This window comes from Ectopseudomonas toyotomiensis (genome assembly GCF_017167985.1).
Taxonomy (GTDB): domain Bacteria; phylum Pseudomonadota; class Gammaproteobacteria; order Pseudomonadales; family Pseudomonadaceae; genus Aquipseudomonas; species Aquipseudomonas toyotomiensis.
Genome location: NZ_CP070505.1, coordinates 4,897,062 through 4,917,948, shown reverse-complemented (window position 1 = coordinate 4,917,948; position 20,887 = coordinate 4,897,062). Strand labels below are relative to the sequence as shown.

General features: G+C 61.3%; 19 protein-coding genes. 12 read left to right on the top strand and 7 right to left on the bottom strand.

Going from position 1 to position 20,887, the window contains the following annotated elements:
* Positions 1–120 precede the first annotated feature (120 nt).
* Complete coding sequence (locus tag JWV26_RS22805; protein WP_017676791.1) at positions 121–393, top strand: GNAT family N-acetyltransferase; 273 nt, start codon at positions 121–123, stop codon at positions 391–393.
* A gap of 91 nt (positions 394–484) precedes the next feature.
* Here the strand turns inward: JWV26_RS22805 and JWV26_RS22800 are convergent, their stop codons facing one another.
* Together JWV26_RS22800 and JWV26_RS22795 are read right to left on the bottom strand one after the other, a co-directional pair.
* Entirely contained in the window at positions 485–1,561 is a 1,077-nt protein-coding gene (locus JWV26_RS22800; RefSeq protein WP_072423888.1) for a 3-deoxy-7-phosphoheptulonate synthase, read from the bottom strand.
* Positions 1,562–1,767: 206 nt separating this feature from the next.
* Positions 1,768–2,181 (bottom strand): PilZ domain-containing protein, encoded by a 414-nt coding sequence (locus JWV26_RS22795; protein WP_017676793.1) that lies wholly within the window; start codon positions 2,179–2,181, stop codon positions 1,768–1,770.
* On the opposite strand from JWV26_RS22795, the gene JWV26_RS22790 reads away from it, so the two are divergent.
* The 5 genes from JWV26_RS22790 to cysB all read left to right on the top strand — a co-directional run bounded on the left by JWV26_RS22790 (position 2,180) and on the right by cysB (position 6,141).
* The gene (locus JWV26_RS22790) at positions 2,180–2,566 is read left to right on the top strand and encodes a YbbN family protein (protein WP_072423889.1); all 387 of its coding nucleotides are present in this window, start codon (positions 2,180–2,182) and stop codon (positions 2,564–2,566) included. The two genes, JWV26_RS22795 and JWV26_RS22790, sit on opposite strands and share 2 nt — an antisense overlap.
* Positions 2,566–3,522, top strand: coding sequence for a putative 2-dehydropantoate 2-reductase (locus JWV26_RS22785; protein ID WP_206417886.1), 957 nt, complete (start codon positions 2,566–2,568; stop codon positions 3,520–3,522). Before JWV26_RS22790 ends, JWV26_RS22785 begins: the two co-directional genes overlap by 1 nt.
* Positions 3,523–3,524: 2 nt before the next feature.
* A complete protein-coding gene (locus tag JWV26_RS22780) occupies positions 3,525–4,430 on the top strand; it encodes a 5'-nucleotidase (protein ID WP_072423891.1) in 906 nt (301 codons plus the stop codon).
* Between the two features lie 129 nt (positions 4,431–4,559).
* Positions 4,560–5,060, top strand: a complete 501-nt coding sequence (locus JWV26_RS22775) for a universal stress protein (protein WP_017676797.1) — start codon at positions 4,560–4,562, stop codon at positions 5,058–5,060.
* Positions 5,061–5,166: 106 nt separating this feature from the next.
* Positions 5,167–6,141 (top strand): HTH-type transcriptional regulator CysB, encoded by a 975-nt coding sequence (gene cysB, locus JWV26_RS22770; RefSeq protein ID WP_017676798.1) that lies wholly within the window; start codon positions 5,167–5,169, stop codon positions 6,139–6,141.
* 64 nt (positions 6,142–6,205) lie between these two features.
* On the opposite strand, the gene JWV26_RS22765 is transcribed toward cysB, so the two are convergent.
* On the bottom strand, positions 6,206–6,826 hold the full coding sequence (locus tag JWV26_RS22765; RefSeq protein WP_045736021.1) for a phosphoadenosine phosphosulfate reductase domain-containing protein: 621 nt from the start codon (positions 6,824–6,826) through the stop codon (positions 6,206–6,208).
* Between the two features lie 175 nt (positions 6,827–7,001).
* On the opposite strand from JWV26_RS22765, the gene thrH reads away from it, so the two are divergent.
* Positions 7,002–7,619, top strand: coding sequence for a bifunctional phosphoserine phosphatase/homoserine phosphotransferase ThrH (gene thrH / locus JWV26_RS22760; protein WP_206417885.1), 618 nt, complete (start codon positions 7,002–7,004; stop codon positions 7,617–7,619).
* 52 nt (positions 7,620–7,671) lie between these two features.
* Here thrH and pabB read toward each other — a convergent pair whose 3' ends face one another.
* Positions 7,672–9,030 carry an aminodeoxychorismate synthase component I gene (gene pabB, locus JWV26_RS22755; RefSeq protein WP_206417884.1) on the bottom strand — a complete coding sequence of 453 codons (1,359 nt, stop codon included), beginning with the start codon at positions 9,028–9,030 and terminating at the stop codon, positions 7,672–7,674.
* Positions 9,031–9,194: 164 nt separating this feature from the next.
* Between pabB and JWV26_RS22750 the strand changes: the two genes are divergently transcribed.
* Both JWV26_RS22750 and JWV26_RS22745 read left to right on the top strand, forming a co-directional pair.
* Positions 9,195–11,909 carry a winged helix-turn-helix domain-containing protein gene (locus JWV26_RS22750; protein WP_241201243.1) on the top strand — a complete coding sequence of 905 codons (2,715 nt, stop codon included), beginning with the start codon at positions 9,195–9,197 and terminating at the stop codon, positions 11,907–11,909.
* Entirely contained in the window at positions 11,906–14,629 is a 2,724-nt protein-coding gene (locus JWV26_RS22745; RefSeq protein WP_206417883.1) for a helix-turn-helix transcriptional regulator, read from the top strand. Before JWV26_RS22750 ends, JWV26_RS22745 begins: the two co-directional genes overlap by 4 nt.
* Positions 14,630–14,711: 82 nt before the next feature.
* On the opposite strand, the gene JWV26_RS22740 is transcribed toward JWV26_RS22745, so the two are convergent.
* Genes JWV26_RS22740 through rloA form a run of 3 tightly spaced genes read right to left on the bottom strand, consistent with a single transcriptional unit; the run spans position 14,712 to position 17,771 of the window.
* Positions 14,712–15,698 (bottom strand): alpha-L-glutamate ligase-like protein, encoded by a 987-nt coding sequence (locus tag JWV26_RS22740; protein WP_072423895.1) that lies wholly within the window; start codon positions 15,696–15,698, stop codon positions 14,712–14,714.
* A gap of 4 nt (positions 15,699–15,702) precedes the next feature.
* The gene (rloB, locus tag JWV26_RS22735) at positions 15,703–17,229 is read right to left on the bottom strand and encodes an osmotic stress tolerance membrane protein RloB (RefSeq protein ID WP_072423896.1); all 1,527 of its coding nucleotides are present in this window, start codon (positions 17,227–17,229) and stop codon (positions 15,703–15,705) included.
* Between the two features lie 5 nt (positions 17,230–17,234).
* Entirely contained in the window at positions 17,235–17,771 is a 537-nt protein-coding gene (rloA, locus tag JWV26_RS22730) for a retropepsin-like aspartic peptidase RloA (RefSeq protein ID WP_026088555.1), read from the bottom strand.
* Between the two features lie 306 nt (positions 17,772–18,077).
* Here rloA and JWV26_RS22725 point away from each other — a divergent pair, with 306 nt between their 5' ends.
* Genes JWV26_RS22725 through prpC form a run of 3 tightly spaced genes read left to right on the top strand, consistent with a single transcriptional unit; the run spans position 18,078 to position 20,887 of the window.
* Positions 18,078–18,815 carry a GntR family transcriptional regulator gene (locus JWV26_RS22725; protein WP_072423897.1) on the top strand — a complete coding sequence of 246 codons (738 nt, stop codon included), beginning with the start codon at positions 18,078–18,080 and terminating at the stop codon, positions 18,813–18,815.
* Entirely contained in the window at positions 18,812–19,699 is an 888-nt protein-coding gene (prpB, locus tag JWV26_RS22720) for a methylisocitrate lyase (protein WP_021488995.1), read from the top strand. Before JWV26_RS22725 ends, prpB begins: the two co-directional genes overlap by 4 nt.
* Positions 19,700–19,729: 30 nt before the next feature.
* Positions 19,730–20,887: a bifunctional 2-methylcitrate synthase/citrate synthase gene (gene prpC / locus JWV26_RS22715; RefSeq protein ID WP_072423898.1), complete on the top strand. Its 1,158-nt coding sequence runs from the start codon at positions 19,730–19,732 to the stop codon at positions 20,885–20,887.

Below are 20,887 nucleotides of genomic sequence, written 5' to 3'. Positions count from 1 at the left end.
GCTGATAAGCTTGGCCAATGGCGTGGCCGGAAGTGGCAGCGGAATTTGCGCTTTTGCCAAAGCACCGGTATGAAGTAAAAATAGATGCGCCGCTAACGGTTTGCGGCTAGAGGAGTGAAGATGAGCGACGGGTTGTCCATCCACCATGACCAGGCGAGTCACCAGTTCGTGACCACCGTCGACGGTGATCGTGCCTATCTGGCCTATATGGATCTGGGCAAGCAGACGCTGGACATCTATCGCACCTTCGTACCCAACGGCCTGCGCGGCCGTGGCATCGCCGCCGCGCTGACCGAACATGCCCTGCAATATGCCGAAGGCAAGGGCTACACGGTGATTCCGTCATGCTCTTATGTCGAGCGCTACATGGAGCGACGTTCGCGTCACCAGTAGGAGACTGCTCGGGGGCTGAAGCCCACCCTGCGTGTGAATGCGGATACAAAAACGCCGGGCAATGCCCGGCGTTTTCATTGCTGTTGCGCTCTTAACCGCGAGGACGCTTGGGCAGCACGTCCTTGAGCTTGGCGTGCATGCTGCGCAGGCTCTTCTCGGTGGTATCCCAGTCGATGCAGGCATCGGTGATGGATACGCCGTACTTGAGGTCGCACAGATTCTTTGGAATCGACTGGCTGCCCCAGCCCAGGTGGCTCTCGACCATCAGGCCAACGATGGAGTTGTTGCCCTCGAGAATCTGGTTGGCCACGTTCTCCAGCACCAACGGCTGCAGAGCCGGGTCCTTGTTGGAGTTGGCATGGCTGCAGTCGACCATGATGTTCGGGCGAATGCCGGCTTTTGTCAGTTCCTGCTCACAAATGGCAACGCTGACCGAGTCATAGTTCGGCTTGCCGTTGCCACCGCGCAGTACCACGTGGCCATAGGCATTGCCCTTGGTAGTGACGATGGATACGCCACCTTCCTGGTTGATGCCGAGGAAGCGGTGCGGGCTGGAAACCGATTGCAGGGCGTTGATGGCCACGGTCAGCCCGCCATCGGTACCGTTCTTGAAGCCAACCGCCGAGGACAGGCCCGAGGCCATTTCGCGGTGGGTCTGAGATTCAGTGGTGCGCGCGCCGATGGCTGACCAGCTGATCAGGTCCTGCAGGTACTGCGGGGAAATCGGGTCGAGCGCCTCGGTGGCGGTGGGCAGGCCCATTTCTGCCAGGTCGCGCAGCAGCTTGCGGCCGATGTGCAGGCCGTCCTGGATCTTGAACGAGTCGTCCAGGTACGGATCGTTGATCAGACCTTTCCAGCCGACCGTGGTGCGTGGCTTCTCGAAGTACACGCGCATGACCAGGAATAGGCTATCGGACAGCTCGGCAGCCAGTACCTTGAGGCGCTCGGCATACTCGTGAGCGGCCTTGATATCGTGGATGGAGCAAGGGCCGACGACCACGAATAGGCGATGATCCTTGCCGTCGAGGATGTCGCGTACCACCTGACGGCCATGGGCCACGGTCTTGAGCGCAGCATCGGTCAGAGGAATCTCGCGTTTGAGCTGATCGGGGGTGATCAGGGTTTCGTTGGAAGCGACGTTGAGGTCGTCGATCGGTAAGTCAGCCATCGTGCTATTCATCGGGTCAGGTCGTCAGGTCACGGGTGCCGGCCGCCAGCGATCCCCTATGGCGGTGCACAGCTAGTTGGTGCAGGGGGAGCCGAACCTTAGCGCGTACGCGGCTGCGCGACAATGGGCGTTAAGTTCAATAAGGCTCATGGAGTGGCAGCATGAGGGTGTCTTGTTACCCTCGTTGTTGGGTGGTTGCAGCGTATTCAGGCGAGATAGGGAAACTCGGCGGCATGCTTGGCAATCCAGTCCTGAGCGCACTGCTCGATGGCCATGGGGTGGCCTGATGCCTGCTCCAACTGTTGTCGGTAATGCTGAATCTGGCAAACCTGCTCGACCATGCGCGCGCGGAACAGGGTGTCTTCATCGAGAAAAGCGATGCCTACCAGATAATCGGTGTCCTGGCGCCGACACCAGGCCACTACGCCGGGATAGCGCGCCTGTTCGCCCAGTAGCGGGATGCGCAGTTCGACCGAGGTGCCGCGGCGAAAGCCACGTGTCGAGTTGCACGCAACCCCGCCGAGGCTGATATTGTTCAGCCGCTGCCGAGGAATGCAGGCTTGTTTGCGCAGCACCAGTTCAACCGGCATGTCGCTTGGATGACGCAGAAACTTACGCATGAACACCGACCTTGAATGCAGGCAAACTGACATCAGTGAATTCAGTATAGCGACGCAATTGGAATTGACCGATCTGGATGCCGACCGCCGGCTGCTCGATCTTCCCGGTATCTCGCTACTGGTGTTCACAAGCACGGGCTGTGCCAGCTGTCGCTGGGCACGTCAGGCCTTGCCTGGCATGCCGCTGCCCATAGAACGCCTGTGCTGGGTCGACGCCGGGCATAACGCCGGATTGGTGACGCGATACGAGGTATTCCATCTGCCGGCGCTGTTTCTGGTCAAGGACGGTCATTTCTTTGGCGCATTGCACACGCGTCTTACCCATTCCGATCTGGTTAACGCCATGGGCGAGGCCCTGCTTCGCCCGGCTGAGGAGCTTCCCTGATGTCTCAATACCCTGCGCCGCGTATCGGCATCATCGGCACCGGTGCCATTGGCGGTTTCTACGGAATGCTGCTGGCTCGCGCTGGTCATGACGTGCACTTTTTGCTGCGTAGCGAGTACGGTGCGGTGGTCGAGCGAGGCCTGCAGTTGAACAGCGTGGTACATGGTGCACTGAACCTGGCGCCGGTACAGGCCTACCAGCATGTCGACGAGATGCCACCGTGCGACTGGTTGCTGGTCGGCGCCAAGACCACGGCCAATGCCGAGCTGGCGCCGCTGATTGCCAAGGCTGCAGCGCCAGGCGCCAAGGTGGTGCTGCTGCAAAATGGCCTGGCAGTGGAAGATGAGCTGCGCCCACTGTTGAGCGATGACCTGCATCTGTTGGGCGGACTCTGTTACATCTGCGTTCATCGCAGTGCGCCGGGTGTGATCGAGCATCAGGCTTTGGGTGCGATCAACCTGGCCTACCACTCCGGGTCGATGGATGACGACGAGACGCGCCTTGCACTGGTCGAGGAGGGCGCGAGCCTGCTGCGCAGCGCCGGCCTGGACTCGGCAGCGATGCGCGATCTGGCGCAGACGCGTTGGCAGAAACTGGTATGGAATATCCCTTACAACGGCCTGTCGGTGCTGCTCGATGCCGATACACGGCGCCTGATGGGTAATGCCGACAGCCGCGCACTGATCGCTGACATGATGCAGGAAGTGGTGCAGGCTGCTCAGGCACTGGGCTACGTCATGCCGGACAGCTATGCGGACAAATTGTTGGCCGCCACGCAACGCATGCCCGATTACCTGCCGAGCATGTACCACGACTTTGCCCAGGGGCGACCGGCCGAGCTGCACGCCATCTATGAAGCGCCTCTGGCGGCCGCCGATGCAGCGGGCTTCGATATGCCCAAGGTGCGCGCTCTGTATCAGGCGCTACGTTTCATTCAGGCTCGCCGGGAGGCCTAAGCATGGGTAAGGGGCTGGGGGACAAACTGGTGCTGGCGATTTCCTCGCGGGCGCTGTTCGATCTGAGTGAAAGTCACCAGATCTACGAAAGCGAAGGGGTGGAAGCCTATCGCCGCTATCAGATCGAGCATGAAGACGAAGTGCTGATGCCGGGCGACGCCTTTCCGCTGGTGGAAAAGCTGCTTGGGCTGAACACACGGCTCAGCGAACAGCGCGTGGAGGTCATCCTGGTGTCGCGTAACAGCGCCGATACCGGGCTGCGTGCGTTCAACTCGATCCAGCACTACGGGCTCGGCATATCCCGCGCCGCCTTCGTCGGCGGTCGTAGCCCCGATCCTTATCTGGCGGCCTTTGGCTGTCATCTGTTTCTGTCTACCCACGCCGATGACGTGCGCAACGCACTGAAAGCCGGTTTCGGCGCGGCCACGCTGCTTTCCGGTGGCGCGCGGCGAGCGAACAGCAACGAGCTGCGTATCGCCTTCGATGGCGATGCCGTGCTGTTTTCCGACGACTCCGAGCGCGTCTACCAGAGTGGCGGCCTCAACGCGTTTCAGGATCATGAGCGTGAATCCGCTCGGCAGGCCCTGCCTGGCGGGCCTTTCAAGCCGTTTCTCGCCGCGTTGCATGCGCTGCAGCAGGAGTTTCCCGAAGCCGAATGCCCGATTCGTACGGCGTTGGTTACCGCGCGTTCGGCCCCGGCACATGAGCGTGTGATTCGCACCCTGCGCGAATGGAACATCCGCCTGGATGAATCCTTCTTCCTTGGCGGGCTGGACAAATCGGCGGTGCTGGAGGCCTTCGCTGCCGATGTATTCTTCGATGACCAGACCGGACACTGTGAAAAAGCTCGCCAGGTGGTGGCGACCGGTCATGTCCCCCATGGCGTCAGCAACGAGTTAGTGCCCTGAGCCTGGGCCTCTGCAGGCGCTCAAGCGCCTGCATATAGCCATTCGTCCTAAATAACGCTGCCGATCTTGCTTTGTCTGATGCGCTGCTAAGCTCAATCAAGGGCCTGCGCCAGCAGTCGAGGAGGCCGCGTGATCCGCTCGATACTCTATGCCACCGATCTGGGGCTTTACGCCTCCTACGTGCTGCAGCACGCCCTCGCTATGAGCCGCAGCTTCAAGGCCGATCTGTATGTGGTGCACGCGGTTGAGCCCATGGGGCTATTCGCCGAATCCGTGCTGCAGACCTACCTGGACGAGGACACCCTCGGGGAGCTGCGTCGTAATGGGCTGAATACCGTCATGGCCAGTATCGAGCAGCGTGTGCTGGAGGGCTTTCGCGACGAACTGGGTGATGGTCAGCAGGATCTCCAGTTGATTCGTGCGGTGCGGGTGCTTCAGGGGGATCCGCCTGCGGTGATTCTTGAGGAAGCGCAGAAACTTGGGGTGGATCTGCTGGTCGTAGGCAGTCATAGCCATGGAGCAGACTTGGCCGTGCCGCTGGGGCGAACGGCTGCGCGCATCGTGCAGTTGTCGGAGGCGCCGGTATACCTGGTGCCCATGCTGCAGCATCGTGGTCATGGGGATCTGTAAAAGGGGGTACCTAATAAAACGTTCTAGGCTGTTCGATTAAACCAATAATATGGTTATATACGGCATTGGCAGTTGTTGGCCTGCCTTACTGCTCTGAGGGAAACATATGAAGCTTCAGCAATTGCGCTACATCTGGGAAGTTGCGCACCACGACCTCAACGTATCGGCTACCGCTCAGAGCCTGTACACCTCGCAACCAGGGATCAGCAAGCAGATTCGCTTGCTCGAGGATGAGCTGGGCGTGGAAGTCTTCGCCCGCAGCGGCAAGCACCTGACCCGCGTGACCCCAGCCGGGGAGCGCATCATCACCACTGCCGGCGAGATTCTGCGCAAGGTCGAAAGCATCAAGCAGATCGCCCAAGAGTTCTCCAACGAGAAGAAAGGCACGCTTTCCATCGCCACTACCCATACCCAGGCACGCTACGCGCTGCCGCCGGTGATTAGCGCTTTCATCAAGCAGTACCCGGACGTTGCCTTGCACATGCACCAGGGCACGCCGACGCAGATCGCCGAGATGGCGGCCGATGGCAGTGTCGATTTCGCCATCGCTACCGAGGGTCTTGAACTGTTCAACGACCTGATCATGATGCCCTGCTACCGCTGGAATCGCTGCGTGGTGGTGCCGCAGGGGCACCCGCTGACCAAGCTGCCGAAGCTGACCCTCGAGGCCTTGGCCGAGCATCCCATCGTCACTTATGTATTCGGTTTCACCGGGCGTTCGAAACTGGACGAAGCCTTCAGTCATCGTGGCCTGACGCCCAAGGTGGTGTTCACCGCCGCCGACGCCGACGTGATCAAGACCTACGTACGCCTGAACCTGGGCGTTGGCATCGTGGCCAAGATGGCGGTCGACGCCAAGCTCGATCCGGATCTGGTGGTGCTCGATGCCGATGACCTGTTCGAACCCAGCGTGACCAAGATCGGTTTTCGTCGCGGCACCTTCCTGCGGGGGTTCATGTGCGATTTCATCGAGCGTTTCGCCCCACACCTGACCCGCGAGATGCTGGCCAAGGCGGTGCAGTGTCACAACAAATCCGAACTCGAAGAGCTGTTCGCAGGTGTCGAGTTACCGATGCACTGAAGCAAAACAACCGAAACGAAACATGGCGCCCAAGGGCGCCATGTTTCGTTCTAGCCAGCGTCAATCAATGACTGAGGTGCAGGCCGCACTCGCGATTGTCTTCACCCTTGGTCGGGTCGAAGTAATCGAACTCGTTCGGCAGGTCGTGGGCGACCAGGTACTGATACAGATCCTTGGAAGACCAGTGCAGCAGCGGGGCGACTTTGATCAGGCCGTCCGGGTTGATGCTGATGGGGTCCATCTGAGCGCGCACGGCGGTATCGGTGGCCCGCAGGGCGGTGAACCAGACGCTGGGTGCGGTTTCGCGCAGGGCGCGGGCGAAGGGCTCGAGCTTCACTTCTTCGGTGAACGCGGCGTGGCGCGGATCATCCAGGCCGGGCACCGGGCCGTCGATGGCCTCGCGGTGCGCGCGCGAGCGCTTGGGCAGGTAGGTGATCAGGTTGAGGCCCAGCTTGCGCGTCACCTCGTCGGCGAAGCGATAGGTGGCTTCGGTGTTGTAGCCGCTGTCCATCCAGACCACCGGGATATCCGGTTTGACCTGGCTGACCATGTGCAGGATCACCGCTTCGAAGGGGCGGAAGTTGGTGGTGCAGATGGCGGGTTTGCCCAGTCCGATGGCCCACTGCACCAGCTTTTCAGGCTGGTTGCCGAATTCGGCGTTGAGCGCGTCCAGGTCGAGTTCCATGTTGAGGACTCCAGATCGTGTGCGTGAGGGCGCGATGTTAACAAAGCCCGGTTATGCGGCTAAATAACTAAGGCGCTTTATGTCCTTCGTTCCGGTTATAAGAAGGCCGCATTGCGCCAGTCAGGCCCAGCGGCTAGAGTGCCGGCTCCTTTTTGGCTCAACCGAGGAGTGGCCTGTGGAAATCGCGTGTCTCGACCTGGAAGGCGTACTGGTTCCGGAAATCTGGATCGCCTTTGCGGAAAAAACCGGCATCGAGTCGCTCAAGGCGACCACCCGCGACATCCCCGATTACGACGTGCTCATGCAGCAACGCCTGCGTATTCTCGATGAGCACGGCCTGAAGTTGAAGGACATTCAGGACGTGATCGCTACCCTGAAGCCGCTTGATGGCGCCGTGGAGTTCGTCGACTGGCTGCGTGAACGTTTCCAGGTGGTGATTCTCTCCGACACCTTCTACGAGTTCTCCCAGCCGCTGATGCGTCAGCTCGGTTTCCCGACCTTGCTGTGCCACCGTCTGATCACCGACGAGAATGATCGTGTGGTCAGCTACCAGCTGCGCCAGAAAGATCCCAAGCGTCAGTCGGTCATCGCTTTCAAGAGCCTGTACTACCGCGTTATCGCCGCTGGCGACTCGTACAACGACACCACCATGCTCAGCGAAGCCCATGCCGGCATCCTGTTCCATGCGCCGGACAACGTGATTCGCGAGTTCCCGCAATTCCCGGCCGTGCACACCTTCGAAGCGCTCAAGCAAGAGTTCCTCAAGGCCTCGAATCGCAAGCTGAGTCTGTAACGCCGATGTATGAAAAACGCCGCGATTTCGCGGCGTTTTTCGTTTGGGGGCTCTATTCGGCTGTAGCCGACAGGCGCTCCAGCGTTTCCAGCAGCACTTTCACCTTGGTGATGGACTCCTGATATTCGGCCTGCCAGTTGGAGTCGGCGACTATACCGCCACCACCCCAGCAACTGACCTTGCCATCCTTGACCAGCAGGCTGCGGATGGCGATGGAGCTGTCCATCTCGCCGCGTACATCGAGATACAGCAGCGAGCCGCAATAGAGCCCGCGCCGTGTCGGCTCCAGCTCATCGATGATCTGCATGGCGCGGATCTTCGGTGCGCCGGTGATGGAGCCACCAGGAAAACTGCAGGCGATCAGGTCCAGCGCATCCTTGCCGGGCGCCAGCTCGGCGGTGACGCAACTGACCAGATGATGCACGTTGGGATAGCTCTCCAGGGCGAACAGCTCCGGTACTTTCACCGAACCGATGCGGCAGCTGCGGCCCAGATCGTTGCGCAGCAGATCGACGATCATCAGGTTCTCGGCGCGATCCTTGCGGCTCGCCAACAGCTCCTGCGCCTGCAACTGGTCATCGTCGGTGTCATCGCCGCGGCGCCGAGTGCCCTTGATCGGACGGGTTTCCACCTGACCGTTGCTGACCTTGAGAAAGCGTTCGGGCGACAGGCTGAGAATGGCGTCGCCATCGCCCAGGCTCTGAAAACCCGAGAAAGGTGTGGGGCAGGCCTGGCGCAGTGCCAGGTAAGCCGCCCAGGGATCACCCGCACAGGGCGCCTGAAAGCGCTGGGCGAAATTCACCTGATAGCAATCGCCAGCGAGGATGTAGCCCTGGATGCGCTCGATTGCCTGGCGATAGCGGTGCTGGTCGATAGCGGCCTGGAACGGCTGAGTCAGTCGGAAGGGCGCGAGTTCCTCGCTATGAGGTGCTTCGAACAGTGTACGCAGGCGCTGGCGCTCTGCCTCCGGCAGCGCCGGGTGAAACAGCAGGGCGCTGGTACCCAGCTGATGATCGCTGATCAGCGCCCAGGCGTAGAGACCGAAACGAGCATCCTCGAGATCGAGATCATCGACGCTCTGCTCGGGCAGCACTTCCAGGCGACGGCCGAAGTCATAAGACAGGTAGCCGATCAAACCACCGACGAATGGCAGCTCTTGCTGCGCTGGCACTTCGGCGGGCCCAAGGCTCTGCAATGCACCTCGCAAACGTTGCAGAAAGTCGTTGGCCGATTCGTCGGGCGTGGGCGCCAGTTCTGCCAATGGCCAGGCGCTCATAAGGTCATAGCGTCCACGCGTGGCACTCGGTCGTCCGGCATCCAGCATTACGGCGCCGGGGGCCTGGCGAATGCGCTGGAAGTAGTCGCTGGGGTCGGTGCGGTAAGGAAGAGGGTGCAAAGAGCAGCTGGGCATGCGTGGTAGTCGAAGGGGGTGAAGGAGCGATTGTAGTCCGTCGCTAATATTCATCCTAGGGCTTCGGCCAGGTTTGCTCCGGTACGCTCGGCTGATTAGTATGGAGTCGTGCCAGGATGTTGAACTACCGTGCCAAAACAATAATGAATGAAGGAATCCAGGCCATGGATGTAGTCATCGGTCCAGCCGCTGGAAGCCTGCTGCGTTCAAAACTGTCGCCGCCCCAGGCATCCGCGGACTATCTGGCAAGGCCCCAGGTGGAAGCCGCGCTTTCGGCCCACCCCCATGCCCGCCTCGTGCTGTTTTGCGCTCCTGCTGGCTTTGGCAAGACCACCGCTTTGGCGATGCTGGTCGAGCAGCGTCGTCAGGCCGGCAGCGCTGTTGCTTGGCTATCGCTGGGCTCTGCTGATGATGAGCCGGTACGTTTCTTCCAGCAACTGATCGAAGCATTGGGGCGTGCACTGCCCGGCCTGGGTGATTACGCCCTGGGTTACCTGCGCAATACCATGCGGGTGCCGGTCGAGGCCGTGATGGAAAGTCTGCTGGTGGATCTTTCGCAGCGTTCGGAGCCGTTGCTGCTGGTGCTCGACGATCTGCATCTGATCCAGGATGGCGAACTGCTCGCTGCACTCAATCGCCTGGTCAAGATGGCGCCCCCGAATTTCACCCTGGCCATCGGCAGCCGTTCGCAGCCCGCCCTGAGTCTTGCCACGTTACGCGCCAAGGGATTGTTGCTGGAGTTGGGCAGTGATGAGCTCAGGCTCAATCCTGAAGAGACGCGCGGTTATCTGGAACGCAGCGGCCTGCAGCTCGATCCAGAGACGTTTGGCGCACTTTACCGTCATACCGAGGGCTGGGTGGTGGGGGTGCATCTGGCCAGCTTGTGGCTGCGCAACCACCCGCAACCGACTGAGCGCCTGGCCGAATTGGGCGCAGACAAGAACGTGGTAGGCGATTACTTGCTGCGCTCGGTGTTCGAACAGTTGCCTGGCGAGCGCCAGGAACAGCTGTTGGCGCTAGGGGTGGCGCAGCAGCTCAGTGGCGAGCTGGTCAACGCCCTGACCGCGCGTCAGGATGGCCAGCAACTGCTGGAAGAGCTGGAGGCCATGCAGCTGTTTCTCCTGCCCATGGATCGAGAACGCCAGTGGTATCGCTTCCATAATCTGTTCGCCGAGTTTCTCCGCAGCCGTCTCAAGGATCGCGACCCGGAGCGCTTCAAGCAGCTGCATTTCAATGCCAGCCTGTGGTTCACCAACCACCATATGCAGAACCTGGCCATCGAGCACGCCTGTCTGGCCGAAGATGCCGAGATGCTCGCCGCGCTGCTCGACGGCTGCGGTCTGGAGCTGATCAACCGCGGCCAGCTCAACCTCATCTACAAATGGCGACAGCATGTGCCGGACGAAATCGCCGCGCGCTTTCCGGTGCTGGTGCTTGCCGATGTCTGGACCCGTGCGGCCGAGCTGGGCCTGAACGAGGCCAACGGCATGCTCGATGAGCTGCTGGAGCGCTGGGCCGATTCACGCACCAGTGGGCCGTTGAGCGACAAGGTGCTGGCGACTCTGGCGATCAAGGCGGTGATCGCCTTGCAAAAGGATGATCTGGATACCTGCGTCGATCTGGCGCGGCGCATCGAGGCGCAGCTGGGGCAGCACACCGCGTTTCTCGAAGTGGCGATCCTCACCGTTGGCGCCCTGGCCAACGTCATGCTTGGCCAGGGCGAGCAGGCGCGCAAACTGCTGGCGCTGGCGCAGCAGCGCAACCATTTCCTCGAAGGCCGTTACCTGGACATGCAGTTGGCCAACGTGGAAGTGCTCCTGTGTCTGGAGCAAGGGCGGGTAAAGCAGGCGCAGCTGCTGTTCGAGCAGTTGCGTGCGCGGATGATGCCCTGGTTCGGCGAAAAGTCCCGAGCCCTGGTTCTGCCAACCATCAGCGAGTCGCTGATCGCCTATCACCAGGGCCGCCTGGACGGTCTGCAGGATCGGCTGCGCTGGGCGTTGGCCACGGTCGACGTGATCAACCCGATCGACCTGTATGCCCAGGCGATGCTTTGCCTAGCGCGGGTTCAGCGCCAGCAGGACGCGCCGAAAGAAGCGATCGCTACCCTGGTGCTGATGCAGAACCTGGCGGCGCGCAATCAATCCTGGCGTTTCTACGTGCAGGCCGTAGGCGAGGAGATTGCGCTGATTCTGCAGGAGCCGGTGGCCGACCGCAGCAAGCGCGCAGAACAACGTCTGAAATCTGTGGATTGGAGCAAGCTGGCGGGGTACTACACGCAGTGCAGTTTCAATCCGGTGCCGTGGGTGCTCGGTCTGACTCGTGTTCGTCTACAGCAGGCGCGGGGCCATTTCAGCGAGGCGCTGCATGAGATCACCCAGTTGCGCAGCCAGTTGCAAGATGGCCGGCACGGGCTGCATCAGCTGCGCCTGGATCTGCTCGCTGCGCTGAGCTACCAGCGCCTGGGCTACCGGGAGCGTGCGCAGAGCCTGCTGGTGCAATGCCTGATTGGCGCCGAGCGGGAAGAGGCGCGCAGCCTGTTCATCGAGGAAGGCGAGGCCATACGCCAGTTGCTGCAGCAGTTGGAATCCGTCGAGCGCCAGCCCGCGCTGCAGGTGTTCATCCGCAGCTTGTTGAGCGCCTGGCCCGGTCAGGAGTCGCATCACACCCTGGACGCGCTGGAGGAGGGGCTGACCGAGCGCGAGCGTGAGGTGGTCTGTCTGGCCGCCAAGGGCATGTCCAATGAAGAGATCGGCCAGCAGTTGGCGCTGGCCCTGGGTACCGTCAAATGGCACCTGCACAACATCTACGAAAAGCTCAAGGTGCGTAATCGTACTCAAGCCATCCGCCGTGCCCGCGAACTGAGCCTACTCGAATCATGAACAGCCAGAATCCGTCCTGCCCATCCGCTGCGCCGCTGCTGCTTACCAAGCTGTATCCCGCTCATGCCGAGGGTGCGCCGCTGCTGGAACGCGCGGCCTTGCTCGAGCGTTTGCTGGACGCCAGCGAGCAGCGCCTGATCGTGCTCAGCGCACCCGCCGGCTTTGGCAAGAGCACTGTCCTCAGCCAGCTGCGTCGCCGTTTGCAGGTGCAGGGGGCGCGGGTCGCCTGGCTGTCGTGCGATGAAAGCGATAGCGAACCGGCGAGGTTTCTGCAGTATCTGGTTGCGGCGGTTGCCGCCGCCTGTCCCGGCTTCGGCAGTAGTGCCGCGGCGCTGCTGCAGGGCGAGATCAGTTGGCCGCTGGAGGCGGTGATAGATGCGCTGCTCGACGATCTGAAAGAGCTGCCGGAAACGCTCTATCTGATGCTCGACGACTTTCACCACATTCGCCATCCTTCTCTCGGGCAGGGCGCGCGCTATCTGATCGAGCGTCTGCCCAAGCAAGTGCGCTTGGTGGTCAGCACGCGTTATCAACCGCGTTTTCTCGAAGAGCCGCCGTCGCTCGGCGCCTGGGCGTTCTGGCTCAAGGCTGAGGACCTGCGTCTGACTCGCGCGGAAACGGCTGCGTATCTGCGCAGGATCAAAGGTCTCGCCCTTGAGGAAAGTGAACTCAACCAGCTGCATACGCGCACGGAAGGCTGGATCACTGCGTTGCACCTGGCGTCGCTGGCCTTGCCGCGCCAGCGCGATCGCACGGCCTTTCTCGCCGGGCTGTCAGGGACCGAACGCAACATCGCCGATTATCTGGCCGAAGATGTGGTGGCCAGCCTGCCGGAAGCCGTGCAGCTGTTTCTGGACCAGACCTCGGTCCTCGACGAATTCAACGCTGAGTTGTGCAACGCGCTGACTGGGCGCCAAGACGGTCGTGACATGCTGCGCCGGCTGCAGGCCGAGCAACTGTTCGTGATCGCGCTGGACGAGCAGGGCCAATGGTTCCGTTATCACCACCTGTTTGCTGACTTCCTGCAGGGGCGTCTGGCCAGGCGCGGCGATCCGGTTCATCTGTTGCACGCCGCTGCGCGCTGGTGCGAAAACCATGATCTGGCCGACAAGTCGATCAAGTATGCCCTGCGCGCTCGCGATTATGCTTTCGCCGCCGAGCTGTTGGAGCGTCAGGGCGCGCGTCTGATCGCCGGTAATCGGGTCTACGGCATCCTCGCCATTCTCAAGGATATTCCACCGCTGGTGATCACCGAGCAGCCGGTGTTCCAGATTTTCTATGCCTGGCAGCTGGCCTTTGAACAGAAGTTTGCCGAGTCCGAGGCGTTGATCGAGGAGGTCAGCGCACGCCTGACGCAAGGGCGCGGCACAGGCATCCACTTTGGCCTGATCGAGCTGCTGGCTGCCGCTCAGGTGCTCAAGGCACTGGTTTTGCTCTACCAGGACAAGCTCGACGCCTGTCTCAAGGTCGCCAGTCACTGGCTGGCACTGGTACCAAAGAATCAGCCGGTATTTCGCGCCAGCCTTGCCTGCGTGCAGGCAGCGGCATTCGCTCTGCTCGGTGAGTTCGGTGAGGCGGCCAAGGCGATTGCCGTGGCGCGGGAGAACCTGCGTCAGTGCGAGAGTGAGTACCTGCACGTGATGGCCAGCCTGATCGAGGCGCTGATCTGCAAGGAGTACGGCGAACTGGAGCGCGGTCGCTCCCTGGCCGAGGCCGCGCGGGCAAGGGTCGAGCAGGTGTTCGGGCGGCGCAGCCGGGTTGGTGGTCCGCTCGGGTTGGCTTATGCCGATCTGCTTTACGAACAGGATCGCCACGCTGCGATTCTCGCCGAGCTGCCGCTGGCCACCACCTGGCGTGATGTTGCCACGCCGGTGGAGTTGATCAGCCGCGGCAAGCTGGTCATGGCGCGTGCGCGCTTCTTTGCCGGTGCCGGTGAGCAGGGGCTGGAAGAACTCGACGAGTGGTTGAGCGGTTTGCAGGGGCCGGGCTACGAGCGGGTGTTCGCCATCGCCATGGGGTGCAAGGTGCAGTTCCTGCTGTGGTTACGCAGGCCCAACGAGGCGCAGCGTATTTATCTGCAGTTGGAGCGTCATCTCGCTGTATTGCCCATCGAACGCTATGGCGATGCACATACGGCGCTGGCGCTGAGCCAGGCGCGCCTGGCGCTGAGCGAACAATGGGTGGAAAGAGCCCAGGCCAGCCTGGAGGCGTGCCTGGCCAAGCAGGGAGCGGACCACCAGCGTGATCGGCGTCTGCACCTGAGCCTGCTCCTGTCAGTGGCTTACTGGAGCAAAGGTCACGGCGAAAAAGCCTTCGCGCTGTTGCAGGCGACACTCGAAGAGGCCTGGCAATGTGGCTATCGCCGCTTGTTTCAGGACGACGCACTGTGGCTGCTGCCACTCTGGAATGCCTGGAGCCGCGCCGAGCCCAAGCGCGCCGCTGTCTGGCAGGGCGTTGCCGAAATGCTGCGCGAGCAGTGCCGCAGGTTGGCTATCGATCCAGAAAGTCTCGAGGAAAATCAGGGTGTCAGCCATCGCGAGCGGGAGATATTGCGGCTTGTGGCAGCCGGTCTATCGAATCGCGATATCGCCGAGGCGGTGCACTTGTCCGAGGCCACCATCAAATGGCACCTGCATAACCTGTTTTCCAGGTTGGGCGTACGCAGCCGCACGCAAGCGGTACTCAAGGGCAAGAGCCTGGGGCTGCTGAGCGAGGCATGAGACGGTGTGCGAGTGAGAGGGGGCTGGCGACGGTGCATTGAGCGAGTCGTAAGGTGCGGCAGCACCTTACGACGTTCGCTGGTCAGACTTCCTTGCTGACGATGTGACCAAACAGCTCCTGGGAGAAACGCACGCGCTCTTCGGCGTCTTCCTGAATACCCTTGGCTTTCAGTTCTTCCAGGCGGGCTTCCACGGCATGGGCGCGGTGGGTCAGGCCACAGTCGTTGGCGATCTGGATGTTCAGGCCGGGGCGGGCGTTGAGCTCGAGAATCAGCGGGCCCTTGTCCTGATCCAGCACCATGTCCACGCCGATGTAACCCAGGCCGCACAACTCGTAGCAGCCGGCAGCGAGCTTCATGAAGCCGTCCCAGTTCGGCAGTTGCACGCCGTCCACCGCGTTGGTGGTGTCCGGGTGCTTGCTGATCTTGTTGTTCAGCCAGGTGCCACGCAGGGTGACGCCGGTGGCCAGATCCACACCCACGCCGATGGCACCCTGGTGCAGGTTGGCCTTGCCGTTGGACTGGCGGGTCGGCAGGCGCAGCATGGCCATCACCGGGTAACCCATCAGCACGATGATGCGGATGTCCGGCACGCCTTCGTAGCTGATGCTCTTGAAGATGGTGTCCGGGGTGACGCGGTACTCGATCAGCGCACGGTCGCGGTGACCGCCGAGCGAGTACAGACCGGAGAGGATGCTGGAAATCTGTTGCTCCAGCTCCTCGTGGCTGACGATCTTGCCGGACACCGTCTTGAAACGGTCCTCGAAGCGGTCGGCGATGACCATGATGCCATCGCCGCCGGCGCCTTGCGCCGGCTTGATGACGAAGTCGGTGCGCCCGGCGATGATCTCGTCGAGCTTGTCGATTTCCTTCTCGGTTTCGATGATGCCGTACATCTCGGGCACATCGATGCCGGCCTCGATGGCCCGCTCCTTGGTGATGATCTTGTCGTCGACGATCGGGTACAGGTGCCGTTTGTTGTACTTCAGCACGTAGTCCGCGTTGCGTCGGTTGATGCCCATGATGCCCTTGGCTTCAAGGGCCTTCCACGTCTTGATCAGGCCGAACATGGTCTTAGTCCTTGAGGAAGGCTTTGAAACGGAACAGTTCGGTCAGGCGGTAACCGCGGTAACGCCCCATCGCCAGCATGAAGCCCACCAGGATCAGCAGGATCGCCGGGAAGGTGAACACGAAGTACACAAGCTCCGGCACGCTCATCAGCAGGTGCGCGATGGTGGCGGCGAACAGGGTGCCGATGGCGACCTTGAAGGCATGGCTGCCGCCACGCTCTTCCCAGGTGATCGACAGGCGCTCGATGGTCATGGTCAGAATCACCATCGGGAACAGCGCAACCGACAGGCCGCGCTCCAGGCCCAGCTTGTGGCTGAACAGGCTGATGGCGGCGATCAGTACCACGACGAAAGTCAGCACTACCGACAGGCGCGGCAGCATCTGCAGTTTCAGATGTTCCAGGTAGGAGCGTAATGACAGGCCGAGCGCGGTGATCACGGTGAACAGGAAGATACCGAAGCCCAGTTGGGTTTCGCGGAAGGCGAGGGCGATCAGCACTGGGGTAAAGGTACCCAGGGTCTGCAGACCGCCGAGGTTGCGCAGGATCAGAATGACCAGCACGCCGATCGGGATCATCACCATGATCATGAAGGTCTGCTGGGTCTGCAGCGGCAGGCCGTACAGCGAGTATTCAAGGAAGCTGGCGTCGGTGTTCTCATCGGTCAGTTTGGCCAGGCGGATGGCGTTCATCTCGCTGTTGTTCAGACTGAAGCTGACTTGCGCCTGACGGCCGCCTTCGAGGCTGACCAGATCACCGTCGCCGATCCACCAGACCAGGCGGTCGTCCGGCAGGCCCTGTTCACCGGTTTCCGGGTTGAAGTACAGCCATTTCTGGCCATTGAAGCTACGTAGCCAAAGCTCCGGCGACTGAGCGACCTCGGCCTGCAAGCGAATGGTGTGTACGCGCTCCATCGGCACGTGGGCGATGGACAGCAGCAGGTCGACGACTTTGGCCTTGTTGGCGGTGGAGGCATCGCCGCCGAGCAGCAGTTTCACGTTGTCATCGTTGACGTTATTGGCGCGCTTGATGGTTTCACTGATGAAGGTCTCGACATCCGCCGAGTGCTGGCGAATTGGTGCCAGCAGGGCTTCGGCGGCGATCTTCTCGGGGCCTTCGACCGGGATGCTGTCGCGGAAGATCGGGCCTTTTGCAGGCGCCTGCTCGCCGCTGTAACGCTTGGTCAGAACCAGTCGGTAATAGAGGGTCTGCTTGCCATTAGCACGACGTGCCGACCAGGTGACGCGGCGGTTGCCGTCGACACGGTTGACGCTGACGCCGTAATTGTTGGAGATGAAGCTCTCGTTGAGGCTCACGTAATCCTGGTTCAGCGGCGGCACGAACATCTGCAGCTTCACCGGCTCACGCGGAGTCGCCTGGAATTCGACCTTGGCATCGATGTTCCACAGATCGTCGGTCTCGTCCTCGGTCACCGGAATGCCGAGAATGAAGATTTGGTATGCCGTAATCAGAACGCCCAGGGCCACCAAGAGGGTGATCAGGACTTTCAGATGCAGGTTCAGAGAGCGCATGGGAATTACTCGCCAGGGGTTGCGTCATTGGTGCAGTCGGGTTTGCCGGCTGCATATTTAAGGCTTGGATCGACCATGGCCTCGAAGTGCTTGAGCGCTTCGGAGCCGATCAGAAGCGGGTATTGGAATGCGCTTCGGTCGGTCAAGTTCACTTCGATCGTGCGCAGGGTCTTGCCCATGCACAATTCAAGGTCGATTACCGGGCGTGCCGTATAGGTCTTGCCTTCATCGGGGTCGAAATCGCCAGCACGGCGTTTGATCTTGCTGATTCGCGCCAGCGGACGCTCGATGGTGCGCTCATGGGCATCGTCGATGGCCAGCACGAAACGCACCCAGGTTTCTCCGTCACGCTTGAAGCGTTTGATATCGCGGGCGCTCAAGGACGCAGTTTTGGCGCCAGTGTCGAGTTTGGCGGCTACCTGCAGGTCCAGTTCTTCTACGTGAATATATTCATTCAGACCATAGATCGACTTGCCCATGGCCAGAGCCGGGCAGGACAAGGTCAGCAGGCAGATCAGCAAAGAGAAGGGTTTCAGTCTCATGTGTCCTTGAGAAGGTATTGCCAGGGGCGGGATGGAGGGCAGCGACTGGCAGGCATCCTGCCATACAACTTTCTGCCGTGAAGTTTAGCAGGCATGGCAAAAGGCGATGGCCGGGCATGAACGGGCGGATTCTAACATGGGGATTTTCCGTGCTGACAGACGCTTATGTAGCTTTCTGCAAGTAGGGTCGCGGTTCGCCTGATCGGGTGAGCTGGAGATATTGTCGACAATACTTTGGTCTGCTTTGACGAATTTGCCTTCATGGCGTAGTTTTATCGCCATGAAAAGCTATTTGTGTTGACAATCATGCTGCTCGAATCAGATGTGTCTACAGCGCCGCAGGTGGATTCGGAAACACTTTCCGAGCACGTGTTCCGCCTGATCCAGGCTGCCATCGTCAAGGGCGAGATCGCCCCGGGGAGCAAGATCTCCGAGCCTGAGCTGGCGCGCACCTATGGCATCAGCCGAGGGCCATTGCGCGAGGCGATCCATCGCCTGGAAGGGCAGAAGCTGCTGGTACGCGTGCCGCATGTAGGGGCGCGGGTGGTGTCGCTCAGTCATGCCGAGTTGGTCGAGCTGTACGAGATTCGCGAGTCGCTCGAAGGCATGGCTTGTCGCCTGGCGGCCGAGCGCATGACTCAGCAGGAGATCGGCGAGCTGCGCCGGGTACTAGAGCTGCATGAGCAGGATGCCGCGTTCAAGGCTGGTGTCGGCTACTACCAGCAGGAAGGCGACTTCGACTTCCACTACCGCATCATCCAGGGCAGCGGCAACCGTACTCTGGCCAAGCTTTTGTGCGACGAGTTGTACCAACTGGTGCGCATGTACCGCCTGCAGTTCTCCACTACACCCAATCGGCCGCATCAGGCCTTCGCCGAGCACCACCGCATTCTCGACGCCATCGAAGCTCGCGACGGTGAACTGGCCGAACTGCTGATGCGCCGTCACATCGGCGCCTCCAAGCGTAATATCGAGCGCCACTACGTTTCCCAGCGTGGACAGGAAGCGCTCATCCCTTCATCCAAGACTCGAGGTGATTCATGACTCAGTTTTCCGCCGGCCAGCGTTTCCGTCAGGCCCTTGCCGAAGAGCAACCGCTGCAGGTGATCGGCGCGATCAACGCCAACCATGCATTGCTGGCCAAGCGTGCAGGCTTTCGTGCCATCTACCTGTCCGGTGGCGGTGTCGCCGCCGGCTCGCTCGGACTGCCGGATCTGGGCATCAATACCCTGGATGACGTGCTGACCGACGTGCGCCGCATCACCGATGTCTGCGACCTGCCGCTGCTGGTAGACATCGACACTGGCTTCGGCCCTTCGGCTTTCAATATCGAGCGCACCATCAAGAACCTGATCAAGGCCGGCGCCGCCGCCGCGCATATCGAGGATCAGGTCGGCGCCAAGCGCTGCGGTCATCGGCCGGGCAAGGAGATCGTCTCCTGCGAGGAGATGGTAGACCGCGTGAAGGCCGCCGCCGATGCCAAGACCGACCCGGACTTCTTCCTGATCGCCCGCACTGACGCCATCCAGGCCGAGGGTGTGGATGCCGCCATCGAGCGTTGCCAGGCCTACGTCGAGGCCGGTGCCGATGGCATCTTCGCCGAGGCGGCCTACGACCTGCCCACTTACAAGCGTTTCGTCGAGGCGCTGAAGGTGCCGGTGCTGGCCAATATCACCGAATTCGGCGCCACGCCGCTGTTCACCCGCGACGAGCTGGCTTCGGTAGGCGTGGCCATCCAGCTCTATCCGCTGTCGGCCTTCCGCGCAGCGAACAAGGCGGCCGAAAGTGTCTACACCTCGATCCGCCAGAACGGCCACCAGAAGGACGTGATCGAATTGATGCAGACCCGCGCCGAACTCTACGACCGCATCGGCTACCACGCCTTCGAGCAGAAGCTCGATGCGCTGTTCGCTGCTGGCAAGAAATAAAGACAAGAACAAGGATTCGAGGAGATAACCATGAGTGCCACCGAAACCACCCCTGGCTTCAAACCGAAGAAATCCGTTGCCCTGAGCGGCACCGCCGCCGGCAACACCGCGCTGTGCACCGTTGGCCGCACAGGTAACGACCTGCATTACCGTGGCTATGACGTGCTCGATTTCGCCAACCGCTGCGAGTTCGAGGAGATCGCCCACCTGCTGGTGCACGGCAAGCTGCCCAACGTCGCCGAGCTGGCCGGCTACAAGGCCAAACTCAAGGCCCTGCGCGGCCTGCCGGCCGGGGTCAAGGCCGCCCTGGAAACCCTGCCGCCATCGGCGCATCCGATGGACGTGATGCGCACCGCCGTGTCCGTGCTCGGCTGTCTGGCACCGGAGAAGGACGATCACAACCACCCTGGCGCCCGCGATATCGCCGACAAGCTGATGGCCTCTCTAGGCTCGGCGCTGCTGTACTGGTACCACTACAGCCACAACGGCAAGCGCATTGAGGTGGACACCGACGACGACTCCATTGGTGGCCACTTTCTGCACCTGCTGCATGGTGAGAAGCCGCGCGAATCCTGGGTGCGCGCCATGCACACCTCGCTCAACCTGTATGCCGAGCACGAGTTCAACGCCTCGACCTTCACCTCGCGGGTGATCGCCGGTACCGGTTCCGACCTGTTCTCCTGCATCGCCGGCGCCATTGGCGCGCTGCGCGGGCCGAAACACGGCGGCGCCAACGAAGTGGCCTTCGAGGTGCAGAAACGCTACGACAACCCTGATGAAGCCGAGGCCGACATCCGTGAGCGGGTAGGGCGCAAGGAAGTGGTGATCGGTTTCGGTCACCCGGTCTATACCGTCAGCGACCCACGCAACAAGGTGATCAAGGAAGTGGCCCGCGAGCTGTCCGAGGAGCAGGGCAACACCAAGATGTATGACATCGCCGAACGTCTGGAAAGCGTGATGTGGGAGATCAAGAAGATGTTCCCCAACCTCGACTGGTTCAGCGCGGTGAGCTACCACATGATGGGCGTGCCCACCGCCATGTTCACTCCGCTGTTCGTTATCGCCCGTACCGCCGGCTGGTCCGCCCACGTCATCGAGCAACGCATCGACGGCAAGATCATCCGCCCGAGCGCCAACTACACAGGCCCCGAAGACCTGAAGTTCGTGCCGCTCAAGGATCGTAAATAA